This is a genomic window from Blastococcus sp. TF02A-30 (assembly GCF_003319185.1).
Classification (GTDB): Bacteria; Actinomycetota; Actinomycetes; order Mycobacteriales; family Geodermatophilaceae; genus Blastococcus.
Genome location: NZ_QOHJ01000008.1, coordinates 1 through 14403, shown reverse-complemented (window position 1 = coordinate 14403; position 14403 = coordinate 1). Strand labels below are relative to the sequence as shown.

At 70.0% G+C, this 14403-nt stretch carries 17 protein-coding genes; 7 read left to right on the top strand and 10 right to left on the bottom strand.

What is annotated here, in order from left to right; genetic code table 11:
• The first annotated feature begins 435 nt into the window (after positions 1 to 435).
• Positions 436 to 843: a four-helix bundle copper-binding protein gene (locus DQ241_RS17350; RefSeq protein ID WP_113831477.1), complete on the top strand. Its 408-nt coding sequence runs from the start codon at positions 436 to 438 to the stop codon at positions 841 to 843.
• Positions 844 to 899: 56 nt separating this feature from the next.
• On the opposite strand, the gene DQ241_RS17345 is transcribed toward DQ241_RS17350, so the two are convergent.
• The 9 genes from DQ241_RS17345 to DQ241_RS17305 form a co-directional block, all read right to left on the bottom strand.
• Positions 900 to 1508 carry a DUF305 domain-containing protein gene (locus DQ241_RS17345; RefSeq protein ID WP_113831476.1) on the bottom strand — a complete coding sequence of 203 codons (609 nt, stop codon included), beginning with the start codon at positions 1506 to 1508 and terminating at the stop codon, positions 900 to 902.
• Between the two features lie 88 nt (positions 1509 to 1596).
• Entirely contained in the window at positions 1597 to 2061 is a 465-nt protein-coding gene (locus DQ241_RS17340) for a DUF6153 family protein (protein ID WP_147252394.1), read from the bottom strand.
• A 46-nt stretch (positions 2062 to 2107) separates the two neighbouring features.
• Entirely contained in the window at positions 2108 to 4576 is a 2469-nt protein-coding gene (locus DQ241_RS17335; RefSeq protein ID WP_113831474.1) for a cation-translocating P-type ATPase, read from the bottom strand.
• Between the two features lie 215 nt (positions 4577 to 4791).
• Positions 4792 to 5547 carry a F510_1955 family glycosylhydrolase gene (locus tag DQ241_RS17330; protein ID WP_113831473.1) on the bottom strand — a complete coding sequence of 252 codons (756 nt, stop codon included), beginning with the start codon at positions 5545 to 5547 and terminating at the stop codon, positions 4792 to 4794.
• 322 nt (positions 5548 to 5869) lie between these two features.
• The gene (locus DQ241_RS17325) at positions 5870 to 6508 is read right to left on the bottom strand and encodes a cation transporter (protein WP_113831472.1); all 639 of its coding nucleotides are present in this window, start codon (positions 6506 to 6508) and stop codon (positions 5870 to 5872) included.
• A complete protein-coding gene (locus tag DQ241_RS17320; protein ID WP_233492525.1) occupies positions 6505 to 6885 on the bottom strand; it encodes a metalloregulator ArsR/SmtB family transcription factor in 381 nt (126 codons plus the stop codon). The genes DQ241_RS17325 and DQ241_RS17320 overlap by 4 nt, the downstream gene beginning before the upstream one ends.
• Positions 6886 to 6918: 33 nt before the next feature.
• On the bottom strand, positions 6919 to 7563 hold the full coding sequence (locus tag DQ241_RS17315; RefSeq protein ID WP_113831471.1) for an arsenate reductase ArsC: 645 nt from the start codon (positions 7561 to 7563) through the stop codon (positions 6919 to 6921).
• An 8-nt stretch (positions 7564 to 7571) separates the two neighbouring features.
• Positions 7572 to 8672, bottom strand: coding sequence for an ACR3 family arsenite efflux transporter (arsB, locus tag DQ241_RS17310; RefSeq protein ID WP_113831470.1), 1101 nt, complete (start codon positions 8670 to 8672; stop codon positions 7572 to 7574).
• Positions 8669 to 9019 (bottom strand): metalloregulator ArsR/SmtB family transcription factor, encoded by a 351-nt coding sequence (locus DQ241_RS17305; RefSeq protein ID WP_113831469.1) that lies wholly within the window; start codon positions 9017 to 9019, stop codon positions 8669 to 8671. Before DQ241_RS17305 ends, arsB begins: the two co-directional genes overlap by 4 nt.
• A gap of 132 nt (positions 9020 to 9151) precedes the next feature.
• Between DQ241_RS17305 and DQ241_RS17300 the strand changes: the two genes are divergently transcribed.
• The 5 genes from DQ241_RS17300 to DQ241_RS20665 all read left to right on the top strand — a co-directional run bounded on the left by DQ241_RS17300 (position 9152) and on the right by DQ241_RS20665 (position 12514).
• Complete coding sequence (locus tag DQ241_RS17300; RefSeq protein ID WP_233492524.1) at positions 9152 to 9685, top strand: ArsI/CadI family heavy metal resistance metalloenzyme; 534 nt, start codon at positions 9152 to 9154, stop codon at positions 9683 to 9685.
• 50 nt (positions 9686 to 9735) lie between these two features.
• Entirely contained in the window at positions 9736 to 9906 is a 171-nt protein-coding gene (locus DQ241_RS17295; RefSeq protein WP_158545958.1) for a hypothetical protein, read from the top strand.
• A 254-nt stretch (positions 9907 to 10160) separates the two neighbouring features.
• Complete coding sequence (locus DQ241_RS17290; RefSeq protein WP_113831467.1) at positions 10161 to 11270, top strand: hypothetical protein; 1110 nt, start codon at positions 10161 to 10163, stop codon at positions 11268 to 11270.
• 4 nt (positions 11271 to 11274) lie between these two features.
• A complete protein-coding gene (locus DQ241_RS17285; RefSeq protein ID WP_113831466.1) occupies positions 11275 to 12291 on the top strand; it encodes a hypothetical protein in 1017 nt (338 codons plus the stop codon).
• 85 nt (positions 12292 to 12376) lie between these two features.
• Positions 12377 to 12514: a hypothetical protein gene (locus tag DQ241_RS20665; RefSeq protein WP_158545957.1), complete on the top strand. Its 138-nt coding sequence runs from the start codon at positions 12377 to 12379 to the stop codon at positions 12512 to 12514.
• A gap of 19 nt (positions 12515 to 12533) precedes the next feature.
• Here the strand turns inward: DQ241_RS20665 and DQ241_RS17280 are convergent.
• Positions 12534 to 13702, bottom strand: a protein-coding gene (locus tag DQ241_RS17280; protein ID WP_113831465.1) for an IS3 family transposase whose coding sequence is annotated in 2 segments (ribosomal slippage) — positions 12534 to 13405 and positions 13405 to 13702 — 1170 coding nt in all. Because the reading frame shifts where the segments join, the coding sequence is not laid out codon by codon here.
• A gap of 371 nt (positions 13703 to 14073) precedes the next feature.
• On the opposite strand from DQ241_RS17280, the gene DQ241_RS20430 reads away from it, so the two are divergent.
• Positions 14074 to 14403, top strand: a 330-nt coding sequence (locus tag DQ241_RS20430) for a hypothetical protein (RefSeq protein ID WP_199584700.1), incomplete at its 3' end; no start/stop codon positions are given.

Genomic DNA, 14403 nt, shown 5'->3' with positions numbered 1-14403 from the left:
ACTTTGATGGCCCGCACCAAGTTGTCCGGCGTGTACAGCGCGGCGTTGACAGCGTGCCCTGTTCCAGTCCGTGAGAAGTGCGGGGTCCGCGTACCGACTAGCGGTCACCGTGGCCACGTCACCGTCATGCCGGATGGCCCCGCTCCGACCCCAGTTCTCTGGGGCCGGAGCGGGGTGCCCGAGTCGCGGTCATCTGACTCGGACAACCTTCTGGGCCGACCGCTACGCGGTCCAGAGGGCCCGTGAGCCCAGGGCGCGGCCATCCACCCTGGGATCGCGGCGGAGCCGTCTGTCATCCGGCTCCGACCGGCCAGGACCGTAGTCCCCACCGGGGACAAGTTGCCTACCCGCGAACGTCACGGGTAGGGGCTCGGAGTGCCAGTGGATCTCGCCGACGGCATACGGGCCGTCGCGCGCTGGCCCTGAGGAGGGCTTATGACTGTCGCCGCGCAGATGCTCGACACCTACCCGAAGGACCTCGGCGTGGTCGACAAGGACAAGTTGCGGGCCTGTATCGAGGCGTGCGTCGAGTGCGCCCAGGCGTGTACCGCGTGCGCCGACGCCTGCCTCAGCGAGGACATGGTCGCGGACCTGGTCAAGTGCATCCGCACCAACCTCGACTGCGCTGACATCTGCGACGCCACCGGGCGGGTGCTGTCCCGGCACACCGGCTACGACGCCAACCTCACCCGCGCGGTCCTCGAAGCGTGCGCCGCAGCCTGCAAGGCGTGTGGCGACGAGTGCGAGCAGCACGCCTCGATGCACGAGCACTGCCGGGTGTGTGCTGAGTCGTGCCGCCGCTGCGAGCAGGCGTGCCGCGACCTGATCGCCAGCCTCGGCTGACCACCGGCTACTGCCCGGCGGCGGCGGGATGCACTCCGGCGCCGCCGCCGGGAGACTCAGCCGCCCAGTTCGGTCAGCAACTGCCGCATCTCGGCGATCTCGGCGTTCTGCGTGTCGCGGATGTTGTTGGCCATCGCGAGCGCCTCGGTGTTCTGGCCCTCACCGGCCTCGGTAGTGGCCATCTCCACCGCGCCGGTGTGGTGCTCGATCATCTGCTCCAGGAACAGCCGGTCGAACTCCGCACCTGAGGCGGCCATCAGGGCGTTCATGTCCTCCTCGGACATCATTCCGCCGCCGTGTTCCATGCCACCCATGCCGTCGTCTTCGGCGCCCCACTCCTTTAGCCAGCCGGTCAGAGTCTCAATCTCCGGCTGCTGTGCGGCCTCGATGCGGCTGGCCAGGCCGAGCACGCGCGGGTCCTGCGCCCGCTCGGACGCCATCTGCGCCATCTCGATGGCCTGTTGGTGATGCGGGATCATGCCCTGGGCGAAGGTGACGTCGGCGTCGTTGAACGCCGCGTTCTCGCTGGCGGACGTGCTGGTCGAGTCGGCGCTGCCGCTCTCCATGGAGTCCATGTGCGAGGCGCCGGAGTCCTCCGAGCAGCCGGTGAGCGCGAGTGCTCCAGTGAGGAGGGCACCGGCGAGCAGAGTGGTCTTGCGGGTCATGTCGATCTCCTGAATACGGGTCTGAGGGAACGTGCGAAGGCGTCGCCGCAGCCGTCGAGGCTGGGGACGAGGGGACGCGACGTTCGGCCTAGATCCGCATCAGGCAGAGGGAGTACAGGTCCGGTGGCCGTGGTGGGCGCAGCCAGGCCCAGGGGCCGCCGGTGGTGCGGCGCGTGAGGGGCAGCCGGAACTCGCCGAGGCGCCCGGTCAGGACCAGCAGAATCGCGGCGAGCCCGGCGGCAAGGACGGCCAGGCACAACGCCCACAGGTGTCCGGCCGGGTGCGGCGCGCCGTCGTGGCCTTCCGTAAGGGACGCGCCGATCGCCGCCCCGGCGACGACGGCGGCAGGGGCTGCGGCGGTCATGGCGGCGGCCGACTCCATGACCATGCCCGGCCCGACCGCGTGCAGCACGGGGTCGGGCTGGGCCGGGGTGGTGTGGACGGTGCCATGCGCAGCGGTGGTGGTCCCGGAGTCCGCAGCGGCGCACTGGAGACCGTGCATGGCGAAGACGGCGGCCAGCAGCAGCAGGACCCACCCTCGTCGCCCACGCATGCTGCTCACCTCCGTCCTCGCGTCGTTGATCTCAGGCTAGGTCGGGTCAGCGCGACACCGGCTGCGGGGCTCGGGGCGCCGCCGGTTCGGGAGCGGGTGCCTCCGGGGCCTCCGGCAGCCGCAGCCGCTTGAGCAGCAGCGCGTTGACCGCGACCAGGAACGACGAGCCGGACATCGACAGCGCCGCAATCTCCGGCCGCAGCACCAGCCCGAACGCGGGCTCGAACACCCCGGCGGCGATCGGCAGCGCGATCGCGTTGTAGCCGATCGCCCACCCGAGGTTCTGCCGCATCTTCCGCAGCGTTCCCCGCCCGATCTGCAACGCGATCGGCACGTCCAGCGGGTCCGAGCGCATGAGGACCACGTCGGCGGTCTCGATCGCAACGTCGGTGCCCGCACCGATGGCGATGCCGAGGTCGGCCTGCGCCAGCGCCGGGGCGTCGTTCACGCCGTCGCCGACCATCGCCACCCGCTTGCCCACCTGCTGCAACTCGGTGATCTTGGCGGCCTTGTCGCCGGGGAGGACCTCGGCGATCACGGTGTCGATGCCCAACTGGTCGGCGATCCGCCGGGCCGTGGCGGTGTTGTCGCCGCTGAGCATGACGACCTGCACCCCGGCCTCGTGCAGCGCGGTCACGGCCGCGACCGAGGTCTCCCGGACCGCGTCGGCCAGCGCGATCACCCCGACGGCACGGCCATCGACCGCGACCAGCACCGCCGTCCGGCCGCTGCCCGCCAACTCGTCCCGCCGGGCGCCCAGCGTGCCGAGGTCGACGCCCTCGTCGGCCATCAACTTGGCGTTGCCGACCAGCACCCGACGTCCGTGGACCTCGGCGCTTGCGCCATGACCGGGCACGTTGCGGAACCGCTCGGCGGCCAGGACCGGAACGCCACGGGCGTCGGCCTCGCGCACCACGGCGTCGGCCAGCGGGTGCTCGGACTCCCGCTCGACGGCGGCGGTGAGGGCGAGGAACTCGTCCTCCGCCATGCCCTCGACCACCAGGTCGGTGACCTCCGGCTCGCCCTTGGTCAGGGTGCCGGTCTTGTCCATCACCACGGTGTCGATCCGGGCGGCGGTCTCCAGCGCGGTGGCGTTCTTGAACAGCACGCCACGCTGCGCACCGAGGCCGGTGCCGACCATGATCGCGGTAGGGGTGGCGAGTCCGAGCGCGTCGGGGCAGGTGATGACCACGACGGTGATCGCGAACAGCATCGCCGTGGCGAACGAGGCCCCGGCCAGCAGCCACACGGCCAGGGTCAGGCCGCCGCCGATCAGCGCCACCAGCACCAGCCAGAAGGCGGCGCGGTCGGCCAGCCGCTGGCCCGGCGCCTTGGAGTTCTGCGCCTGCTGCACCAGCGCCACGATCTGCGCCAGCGCGGTGTCGGCGCCCACCTTCGTGGCCCGCACCCGCAGGGTGCCGGTGCTGTTGACCGAGGCGCCGATGACCTCCGAGCCGGTGGCCTTGTGCACCGGCAGGCTCTCGCCGGTGACCATGGACTCGTCGACCTCGGACTCGCCGTCCTCCACGACGCCGTCCACGGGGATCTTCGAGCCGGGCCGGATCAGCAGCAGATCGCCGGTGACGACCTCGGCGGTGGGCACCTCGACGGGCTGGCCGTCGCGGATCACGACCGCGCGGGGTGGCGCCAACTCCAGCAGTGCACGGATGGCGTCGTTCGCGCCGCCACGGGCGCGCATCTCGAACCAGTGGCCGAGCAGCACGAACGCGGTCAGCACGGTGGCGGCCTCGTAGAAGACCTCACCGCCCCCGGTGAGCGTGATGACCAGGCTGTACAGCCAGCCTGCGCCGACTGCGACCGCGACCAGGACCATCATGTCCAGGGTGCGGGCGCGCAGGGCGCGGTAGGCGCCGTCGAAGAAGATCCAGGCCGAGTAGAAGATCACCGGCAGCGAGAGGATCAGCGAGAAGACGTCGTCGCGCAGCCCGAACGGCGCCGCCGCCTGGAAGCCGAAGACCTCCCGGCCGATCGGGGACCACAGCAGGATCGGAATCGACAGCAGCGCCGCGACCAGGAAGCGGTCGCGCATGTCGCGGGCCATGTCGTCCATCGACATCCCGGCGTGGTGCCCGCCGTGTCCCATCGCGTCCTGCGGCGTCATCCCCGCGTGCTCGCCATGCCCGGCGTGCTCGTCCTCGGACTCGGCGGAGGGCGCCGTCATCGCCGCTTGGTCGTGCGGTGCCTTCGCGGTCTCGGCGGGACGGTGACCGTCGTGCGCCGTCGCGTGGTCGCGCGGCTCGGTGGCCGGGTCGCAGACGTGCTGCGGAACCGACTGTCCGGCGCAGTGGTAGCCGCAGTCACGGACCCAGCCCGCCAACTCCGCCACCGACGTGCGCGACGGGTCGTAGGTGACCGTGGCCGTCTGGGAGACCGGGTTCGCCTCGACGCTGAGCACGCCGGGGCGCCTTCCGAGCACGCTCTCCGCGACTGCCTTCTCCGAGGCCCAGTGCACGCCCGAGACCTCCAGCACGGTGGTCTGCTGCTGCGTTGGCATGACCGCTCCCTCTCGTCGGTGGGCTGTGCCGCCTGCAAGGCTAGTACCCCCTGGGGGTATTCCACCTTGCCAAAGACTTCTCCAGCGAGGGTCATCGGATCGGCCGCTAGGCCCTCAGCACGGCTGAACACGGCCCCGACCCGAAGCGAGGAGCCAACAGTCGAGCCGCACCGTCCAGGCAGTCGCCTACGGCGAGTACCCAGGTGCGAGGCCGGTTAGCCCGCGTAGCGGGTGGTGAACGAAGCGCCGCCGTCGGTGCTGACGAGGATGGTCGCCGGAGACACCGCGAGGTAGATGCTCTCGACACCGTCTCGGTTGTCGACGAGCAGTGCTTCAGGCTCCGCCTGGACCGACCCCTGCTCGGTCCAGGTCGTTCCGCCGTCGGGGGACTCGTGAACGGCGCCGTCGGGCGTGACTCCGTACAGCGACGAGGTGGCGGGCCAGGCCAGCACGGTGACGCCGGGAGCAGTCGGAACGGCCGTCCACGTCCGGCCGCCGTCGCCGCTGCGCAGCAGGCCCTGCTCGGTGGTCGCCAGAAGCACCTCGGGGTCCTCGGGGTGCACGGCCAGGTCGCGCAGGTCCAGGGTGCTGCGGGTGTCCCAGGTCCAGCCCTCATCGGCGGAGACCAGCAGGCGGCCGGTCGTGGAGTCCCAGCCGTAGATGCGCCCGTGCGCCACCCGGAGGGCGTGGAAGTCCACCTCACCGCCGAGGGAGACGATGTCCCAGGTCTCTCCGGCGTCGGTGCTGCGGATCAAGCCCAGGTGAGTCGGGAGGTCCGGCTCCTGGAGATCCGGATGCCCCGAGCCGACGAAGGTGTTCGGCCCGGCCACGGTGAACCCCATGGTGTCCTGGTAGCGGTCCGCGACCCGTTCCGCGTCGCCGTCCTCGGGCACGCGGAACAGGCCGTAGTGGCTGGCGGCGTAGAGCATCCCGTCGGCCGGATCGACGCCCAGCCCGTGCACGTGTTCCATCCCGACATCCGCCGCCGGGCGTGGGTGTGAGTCGGCTGCGTGGGTGTCCGACGGTTCGGTCGTACAGGCGGTCAGCGTGAGCGTCAGCCCGCCCGCAAGGGCGAGAGCGGCGCACCGGCGGAGCAAGGAGGAGGTCTCCCGTCAAGTCAGGGGGTGTGTCGGGCATGACGCCGCCCCGAGCCTACGAGGCTGCCCTGGGTCTATCCGTGGCGTCGCAGGGCGCATCCGATCAGCCGATGGTTGCCTCGGTCGGGTCCGAGGCGTCGCGGCCGACGACGTACACGACGAGGGCGCTCATGAGCGGCCCCGGCTGGCGCGGGGCTCAGTCGTCATCACAGTCATCGTCGTCGCAGGCGATCTCGCCTTCCCAGGCTTCCTTGCCCTCCATGATCGCGAACCCGGCGATCACGAACCCGGCGACGGCGTCGACCCAGGTCCAGCCGAACGCGGTGAAGGCCAGCAGGCCGATCAGGGTGGAGACCGACAGCCAGGCGCACAGCCGGGTCTCGGCGGCGTCGGCGATGACCAACCGGGAGCCAAGCGCCTCCCCGGCGCGGCGCTTGGCACGGGCCAGCAGCGGCATGATCACCACGGAGGCGGCGACCAGGAGGACGCCGACCAGGCTGGTCTCCGGCTTGTCGTCGCCGAACAGGCGGCTGATGCCCTCGTAGGTGACGTAGGCGGCGAGCGCGAAGAAGGTGACGGCGATGAACTTCAGCGCCCGCCGCTCCTTGACCTCGTCCGGCTCGCCGCCCCGGACCTCGGCGTAGAGCCGGATCAGCACGACGGTGGCGGCGGCGACCTCGATGCCGGAGTCGATGCCGAATCCGACCAGGGAGATGAGTCCGGCGGTCAGCCCGGCGGCCACCGCGATGATCATCTCGATGACGTTGTAGCCGATGGTGAACTGCTCCAGCCGGATCGCCCGGCGGGCCTGCGAGGTGATCGTGGGGGCGCTCATTGGGCGGTCTCCTCGCCGTAGGTGGGGCACAGCGCGACGGCGTCGCCGGTGGCGGCCAGCAGTCGTTCGGCGGCGGCCAGCAGGTTCAGGAGGTCCGAGGCGTGGTTCAGCGACCACATCGACGCCCGCCCCTGCGGCCTGGAGGTGACCAGGCCGCAGTCGCGCAGGCAGGCCAGGTGCGCCGACACGGTGGACTGGGCCAGCCCGAGGTGGCTGGTCAGGTCGACGACCTTGTGCTCGCCCAGGGCGAGGTGGCGCAGGATCGCCAGGCGGGCGGGGTCGCCGAGGCTGCGGAACATGCAAGCAGCGGCGGACAGCGCGGTGGCCTCGCTGACCGGCGGCGCAGTGCCCGCGATCTCGACCGCTTTCATCGTCATAGGGCGATGATAGCGGTCGAGGCTGACGGGTTATCAGGCGGTGGCGGGCAGCAGTTCGGCGAGCAGGCCCTGGACGCGGCGGTCGATGTCGTCGCGGATGGGGCGAACGGCCTCGACGCCCTTGCCTGCGGGGTCTTCCAACTGCCAGTCGAGGTAGCGCTTACCGGGGAAGATCGGGCAGGCGTCGCCGCAACCCATGGTGATGACCACGTCGGATGCCTGGACGGCCTCGGTGGTCAGCGGCTTGGGGTACTCCTTGGAGATGTCCAGGTCGAGTTCGGCCATGGCCTCGACGACGGCCGGGTTGACCGAGTCGGCGGGGGCGGATCCGGCGGAGAGCACCTGAACGCGCCCGGCGGCGTGGTGGTCGAGCAGGGCGGCGGCCATCTGGGAGCGGCCCGCGTTGTGGACGCAGACGAACAGCACGGTGGGCTTGTCGGACACGATCAACTCCTGGGTGTGGGCGAGGGCGGTAAGCCGCTCTCGGGCGAAGTTCTCGGTCAGGGCGGGCAGGTGCGCCTTGATCCGGCTGGTGCGGTCGAGGAGGGCGTAGGAGTCGCAGACGTACTGGTCGACGGTCTCGCGGGAGAAGACACCGACGAACCGCTCGGCGAGGCGTTCGGCGATGCGGTGCAGCAGGTCATCGGGTCCGATCGGCGGGTACTGCTGGGACTCCATGACGCCTCCTACATGGCGCTGGTGGATGGGTAGAACCGCCGCCGCGCCCACAGCGCGGCGTAGACGAGCGCGACGAGCGCGGGGACCTCGATGAGCGGACCGACGACGCCCGCGAGGGCCTGGCCGGAGGTGACGCCGAAGGTGCCGATCGCCACCGCGATGGCCAGTTCGAAGTTGTTGCCTGCGGCGGTGAAGGCCAGGGTGGCGGTCTTGGCGTAGCCCAGGCGCAGCCGCATCCCGAGCAGGAACGAGCCGCCGAACATCAGCGCGAAGTAGGCCAGCAGCGGGATGGCGATGCGGGCCACGTCCCACGGCTGGCTGGTGATCGCGTCACCCTGGAGGGCGAACAGCAGCACGATCGTGAACAGCAGCCCGTAGAGCGCGACCGGGCCGATGCGCGGCAGGAACTGACCCTCGTACCAATCACGGCCCTTGCGGCGCTCGCCGAGCGTGCGGGTGAGAAACCCCGCCAGCAGCGGGATGCCGAGGAACACCAGCACGGACAGGAGGATCGCCCAGACGCTGAACTCGGCCGAGGTGGTGGCCAGGCCCAGCCAGCCGGGCAGCACCTGGAGGTAGAACCAGCCCAGCGCGGCGAACGCCACGATCTGGAAGACCGAGTTGATCGCGACCAGCACAGCGGCGGCCTCGCGATCGCCGCAGGACAGGTCGTTCCAGATCAGCACCATGGCGATACAGCGGGCCAGCCCGACGATGATTAGGCCGGTCCGGTACTCGGGGAGGTCGGGCAGCAGCAGCCAGGCCAGGGCGAACATCAATGCCGGGCCGACCAGCCAGTTCAGCACCAGGGAGGCGCCGAGCAGGCGCCGGTCGCCAGTGACGCGGTCCAGTTCGGAGTACCGAACCTTGGCCAGCACCGGGTACATCATCAGCAGCAGGCCGATGGCGATCGGCAGGCTGACGTTGCCGATCTCCACGGCCGAGAGAGCGTCATCCAGGCCCGGCACGAACCGGCCGAGCAGCAGCCCGGCCGCCATTGCGGCGATGATCCACACCGGCAGGAACCGGTCCAGCGTGGACAGCCGCTGGAGGACCGGCGTCTCCCCCGTGGTGCCAGGCGCGGCGGTCTCGCGGATCGCGTCGCTCACGCCGTGGCCCCGGCCAGCGCAGCGGGGGTGAACAGGTTCGCGACCGCCGAGAGGGCCTCGGGCTTGACCGCGTAGTACACCCACACGCCGCGCTTGTCCCGGTCCAGAACCCCGGCCGAGTGCAGCACCTTCAGGTGGTGGCTGATCGTGGCCTGGGTCAGGTCGAAGGCGTCGTTGAGGTCGCAGACGCACGCCTCGCCGGTCTGGCTGGACGCGATCAGGCTGACCAGCCGCAGCCGCACCGGGTCGGCCAGCGCCTTGAGCAGCGGGGCGACCTGCTCGGCCTGCTCGGTGCTCATCGACGCGCCGCTGAGCGGGGTGCAGCAGGCGAAGCCGGGGTCAGTCATGGGTTCTCCCTCGGTGCGGTTAATCGACGCCCATAGTAACGACGGTCATCGTATTGACAACTATCGAACTCCTGTTGATAGTACGCAGCAGACATCGACGCCCGTCGATGTGTCTGACCGTCTGGAAGGAACGTGACCGTCGTGTCCCGCGTTCAACTGGCTCTCCGCGTCGCCGATCTCGAAGCCGCCGTGGACTTCTACTCCCGGCTGTTCAACGCCACCCCGGCCAAGCGCCGCCCCGGCTATGCCAACTTCGCCATCGCTGAGCCGCCGCTGAAGTTGGTCCTCCTGGAGGGCGAGCCCGGCGAGGCCACCCGGATGGACCACCTGGGCGTCGAGGTCCCCACCAGCGATGAGGTCGCGGTTGCGGTCAACCGGCTGGCAGACGCGGGCCTGGCCACCCGCGTCGAGGACAACACGACCTGTTGCTACGCGGTGCAGGACAAGGTCTGGGTGACCGGTCCGGGCGGCGAGCCGTGGGAGGTCTACACCGTCAAGGGCGACGCGCGCCCCGACTTGGAGGGCAAGACCGCGCTCGAAATGTCCGAGGTCGCCGGAGACGGCACTTGCTGCACCACCGCCGCCGCCGACGAGATGCCCATCGACGTGCCCGCCGACATCACCGCCGAGACCAAGACGACGGCCAAGGCCGCCGCCTGCTGCTGAGGAACTTGTCGATGCACCCCTACCAGGCCGCCCTACTCGCTGAAGCCCGCATGGCCGACCTCCGCCGCGAGGCGCTTGCCAACTGCTGCGCCCATCTGATCGCCCGCGTCAGCCTCGGTACCCGGCTCGCCGCCGCCACCGGCCGCCTCACCGCAGCCCTCAGCCGCAGCCGCCAGGCCGCCGCTGCCTGCTGCGCCCCGACGGCCTGCCGCCCGGCCTGAGCCCCGTCGCCCGCTCGCGCCCCGCCACCGGCAGGGCGGGAGCGGGCGACGTTCAGGTGCGCCGAGCCGAGGCTGCGTGTCTGACCCTGCTGACACCCTGCCGCCACCGACGTCCGAGTAGCCCACCCCGGCCGCCGCACCGCGACGAACGGGGCTGACCCGATCGGGTTGTCGCTGGCCTGTAGGTGCGCCGCCCGGCTGCCGACGTGAATGATGTGAGTTCGCAGGTCACACGGCGAACAGGGAGGGGAGCGATGGCTGGCCGGAGACGCGAAGCGGAGACGACCCGCTTCGACTCCCTGCTGTGGCAGTTCGCCGACCTCGGGCAGGACCTCGGTTCACTGGCTGAGGCCGTGAGCCGCGCCTCCGGTTCCCCCGCTGAGCAGATCGCCGTGGAGACGGTCATCGTCGGAGACGCGAACCCGCTAACGGTGATCGCCGAGTTCGTCGCCGGTGACTTGCGCACCGTCGGCCTGGTCTCCCTGCTGCGGGTGGAGGACGAACACGGCCCGTTCGTCCTCGGCGCCTGGCCAACCGCGCACGATGGCGTCTTCCACCTCGTGGGCAGTGTCCCCACCACCGACCCGCGCTGGCGCAAGGTCGAACGGTGGGTGGTCAAAGCCGCCCCCGAGATCGTGCCGGTCTTCCTCGACCATGACGACTTCGCCGACATCGGAACCGCCCTGTCCGAGTTCGGCGAGGTCGAGGTCAGCCGCCTGACCGCCCGCAAGCGCTCCGACCTGTCCTCGCTGAACCGAGGCTGGGCCGCCCGATCCGGCTCGCTGCGCCCCTCGCACCATGAGGCGATCGGCAACGCCGAAGCCGAGGGCGCGTCCGTGCGCACCCTCACGCTGCACATCGCCGAACGGATCAGCCTGCACCTGCGTCGCCGCGCGGGCGCGACCTTCTACAACGGTGACTTCCGCCTGTTCGACCGGGTCGTCCTCGGGCGGCTAGCGACCGCCGCGTTCCGCCGCCGGGCGCTCATGGCCGGGCGCGAGCGCCGCGTGGACGCTCCGCCGCCGGAGCCGATCAGCATCCGTCTCCCCGCGCCGATCCTCATCGACGCCGAGGCCACCGGCGAGGTGCTGGCCGAACTGGAGCGCCAGCGCGGCCTCGTGATCGCCGTCCTGCACCGCAACCCCTACCTACACGTCGTGGTCACCGACTCCGCCGACGGATCCAACTTCGACGTGTTCGTGACCACCCCCGATGCCATCGAGGTGCACCCCGGATTCCGCTCCAGCCTGGGCGCGCTCACCCGCCTGACCCAGAACCTCGGGGAGCGGTTCGAGGCGCTGGAGATCACCGAAGCGAAGCGGCCGGAGTCGGTGTCCCTCGACGACCTGGTCGTCCCGTTCTGAGCCCGTGCCGCCACCCGCATCCGGCAACGCCGCCGAAGAACAGCACCTGCTCGACGGGTTCGCCACCTACGACCAGCACGTCGATGTCGTCTCCGCGCTGGAGTGGCTGTTCACCACGGTCAAGGGCCTGAAGGACACAGTCGCCCACTTCGAGCGGTTCCCGCGCATCCCCGTGCCCGGCCAGAAGAAGAACTACTGGACGCCGGACTTCACTGTGTTGTTCACCGACGGCACCGCGATCGTCGGCGAGATCGCTCAGTTCGCCCAGCACGAGGGCAGCGTCGACAAGTTGTGCACCCAGATCGGCCGCTACGCCACCCTCGCCCACGTCCCCGACGCGCAGGGCGGACTCGCTCCCGTGCACCACGTCGAAGTGATGCTGCTCGTGCAGATGAAGATCGGCCTGCTGGCCGTCCAGCGGATCCTCACCGACCGCCTCTCCAACCCCGACCACCCGTACAGCCCACCCCGGCCGCCGTGCATCGTGCAGTTCGCCCGCACCGAGTCCTACTACCTGTTCCAGCGGCTGCCCGACCCGTCCAACGGCGACCTGTACAGCGGCGACCGCGACCCGCACATCGGCACGAAACTGCGCGAAGGACTGCCAGTCGAAGCCCGGTTCTTCGCCGACACGAAGTCCGCACGCGGCTTCATCAACGACCCCATCCAGCCGCTCTACCTCGCCACCCACCTGTGGACCAGGACCTGGCGCACCATGTACGGCGGCGGCACCACCGACATCACTATCGACGAGAAGACCACCACCACCCAACTCCAGAACGAGTACGGCATCGGCCGCCTCTCCGTCGTCCGCGACGCCATGGCACTACTGGAACGAGCCGGGTTGGCAGCCAACGACGGCAACGGCACCTGGACCGTGTCCCGAAAACTGATCCGCCGCTCCGGCGACGGCGACATCCACAAGGTCATCGCCAAGCGGGCCACGTCGAAGGCGCCGCCGCCGATGATCACGCGCCGCACCAAGCCCAAGGTCCAGTCAGCGCAGGACACCCTGTTCTGACGGCCGGACAGGCTCGCCACCACGCCGAACGCTGACCCCACGCCGACCCGACCCACCGGTCCGGCCTGGACGGCATGCTGACGCCATGACCGAGCAGGGCAACGACCACCAGACGGCGGACATCGACGCGGACTGGGGATCCCCCGAGTACATGGCACAGTTCGCCGACCGCGTCCGCACCCCGCTGCTGCCCGACGAAGGGGACTGCCCAGACTTCAGTTGACTCTGATCGGTAGGGGCGGTCAGGCCGCGTGAGCGGTCTGGGTCAGTGTCTCGAACTCGATGGGGGTCATGCGGCCGAGGGCGTCCTGGCGCCGGCGGCGGTGGTAGGTCTTCTCGATCCAGACGACGATCGCTAGGCGTAGCTGCTCGCGGGTGGCCCAGCGCTGGCGGTTGAGGACGTTCTTCTGCAGCAGGCTGAAGAACGACTCCATGGCGGCGTTGTCTGCGCAGGCACCGACCCGGCCCATGGAGCCGCGCAGCTGGGCGTCGCGCAGGGTCCGGACGTAGGCGTGGGAGCGGAACTGGCTGCCGCGGTCGGAATGCACGATCGTGCCGACGCCACCGCGCAGCGCCAGGGCGTTGGCCAGCGCGTTGACCGCCAGGTCGGAGGTCATCCGGGCGCCGATGGAGTAGCCGACGATCCGCTTGGAGCAGGCGTCCTTGATCGCGCAGAGGTAGAGTTTGCCCTCGGCGGTGGGGTGCTCGGTGATGTCGGTAAGCCACAGCTCGTTGGGCGCTTCGGCGGTGAAGTCGCGCTCGACCAGGTCGTCGTGCACCGGCGGGCCGGGCTTGCGGTTCAGGCCGCGCTTGCGCGAGTGCACCGACCACAGCCGCTGCGACGAGCACAGCCTGTTGACCCGGTTGCGCGAGGCCCGCAGGCCCTGATCGGCGAGCTCGTCGGCGATGAACCGGTAGCCGAACTCCGGGTCGTCGTGGTGGATGTCGATCGCGGCGTTGATCAGGTGCGCGTCGTCCCAGTCGCGCTGGCTGACCGGATTGGCCCGCCACTTGAAGAAGGCTTGCTTGGAGAACCCGAGCACCCGGCAGGTCACCGCGACGGGGATCTTCTCGGCGGCGAGGTCTTGGACCAGCGGGTACATCATTTTGGGAGCACGTCGCGGGCGAAGTACGCGGTCGCCCGGCGCAGGATTTCGTTCTCCTGCTCGAGCTGCTTGGCCCGCTTGCGCAGCTCGCGGTTCTCCGCCTCCAAGTCGACGCCGGCGCTCGAAGCGGCCGTCGAGGACGTCTCAGTGGCAAGGCCGTCCTCGCGGTCGGCGATCTTCAGCCAGCGTTGCAGGCAGGACTCAGAGACCCCGAAGCTCCGGGCTACTTGCGCGATCGACTGGTCGCCCTGCCGGGCCACTGCGATCACGTCCCGCCGGAACTCCTTGGGGAACGGCTTGGGCACGATGCTGATCCTTCCAGCGAGGCCGCAGCCTCACAGGTGAGGAGTCAACCGAACCCTGGGCAGTCCCCAGCGTCTGCTACTCCCCGAGCCGCCCGCCCTCACCTCAGGCTCCGTGACGTGAGCAGCCTGACGGCGACTGTGGCAGGCAAGCACAGCAACCCCGTGACCGGTACCCACGACCTAGGCCGCCCATCGTCAGGGACCCCGGACTGTCGTACCGCTGAGGGACAATCAGCCGGTGACGTGGGACACGTACGACGGCTCGAAGATTTTTTGTCGTTTCGGTTCGATCTCGCGGCTAGTAGGTAGCGGCCCTACTACACCGGAGCGATTTCATGTCTGAAGAGAAGCCACCCGCTCACCTGCGGGGCGTGAGCCACGTCGTCACCTCGTCCCAGGTCAAGGCGGCCAACCGTGCGCTCAACGCCCTTCCGAAGCCACCCTCGGCCTTTGACGTCATGCCGTCACTGGCGCCTGCCCTCCTGAAGTTCAACGTCCCGCAGGTAGCAGAGATGCACGCCAACCTGCTCCGGAACCTGGCACCAGCGCTCCCGAAGTTCAACGTCCCGCAGGCAGCAGAGATGCACGCCAACCTGCTCCGGAACCTGGCACCAGCGCTCCCGAAGTTCAACGTCCCGCAGGCAGCAGAGATGCACGCCAACCTGCTCCGGAACCTGGCACCAGCGCTCCCGAAGTTCAAC

Excerpts from the sequence above, each read along its gene's own strand:
- DQ241_RS17350 (WP_113831477.1), top strand. The coding sequence starts at position 436 with ATGACTGTCGCCGCGCAGATGCTCGACACCTACCCGAAGGACCTCGGC.
- DQ241_RS17345 (WP_113831476.1), bottom strand. The coding sequence starts at position 1,508 with ATGACCCGCAAGACCACTCTGCTCGCCGGTGCCCTCCTCACTGGAGCA.
- DQ241_RS17340 (WP_147252394.1), bottom strand. The coding sequence starts at position 2,061 with ATGCGTGGGCGACGAGGGTGGGTCCTGCTGCTGCTGGCCGCCGTCTTC.
- DQ241_RS17335 (WP_113831474.1), bottom strand. The coding sequence starts at position 4,576 with ATGCCAACGCAGCAGCAGACCACCGTGCTGGAGGTCTCGGGCGTGCAC.
- DQ241_RS17330 (WP_113831473.1), bottom strand. The coding sequence starts at position 5,547 with ATGGAACACGTGCACGGGCTGGGCGTCGATCCGGCCGACGGGATGCTC.
- DQ241_RS17325 (WP_113831472.1), bottom strand. The coding sequence starts at position 6,508 with ATGAGCGCCCCCACGATCACCTCGCAGGCCCGCCGGGCGATCCGGCTG.
- DQ241_RS17320 (WP_233492525.1), bottom strand. The coding sequence starts at position 6,885 with ATGACGATGAAAGCGGTCGAGATCGCGGGCACTGCGCCGCCGGTCAGC.
- DQ241_RS17315 (WP_113831471.1), bottom strand. The coding sequence starts at position 7,563 with ATGGAGTCCCAGCAGTACCCGCCGATCGGACCCGATGACCTGCTGCAC.
- DQ241_RS17305 (WP_113831469.1), bottom strand. The coding sequence starts at position 9,019 with ATGACTGACCCCGGCTTCGCCTGCTGCACCCCGCTCAGCGGCGCGTCG.
- DQ241_RS17295 (WP_158545958.1), top strand. The coding sequence starts at position 9,736 with ATGGCCGACCTCCGCCGCGAGGCGCTTGCCAACTGCTGCGCCCATCTG.
- DQ241_RS17290 (WP_113831467.1), top strand. The coding sequence starts at position 10,161 with ATGGCTGGCCGGAGACGCGAAGCGGAGACGACCCGCTTCGACTCCCTG.
- DQ241_RS20665 (WP_158545957.1), top strand. The coding sequence starts at position 12,377 with ATGACCGAGCAGGGCAACGACCACCAGACGGCGGACATCGACGCGGAC.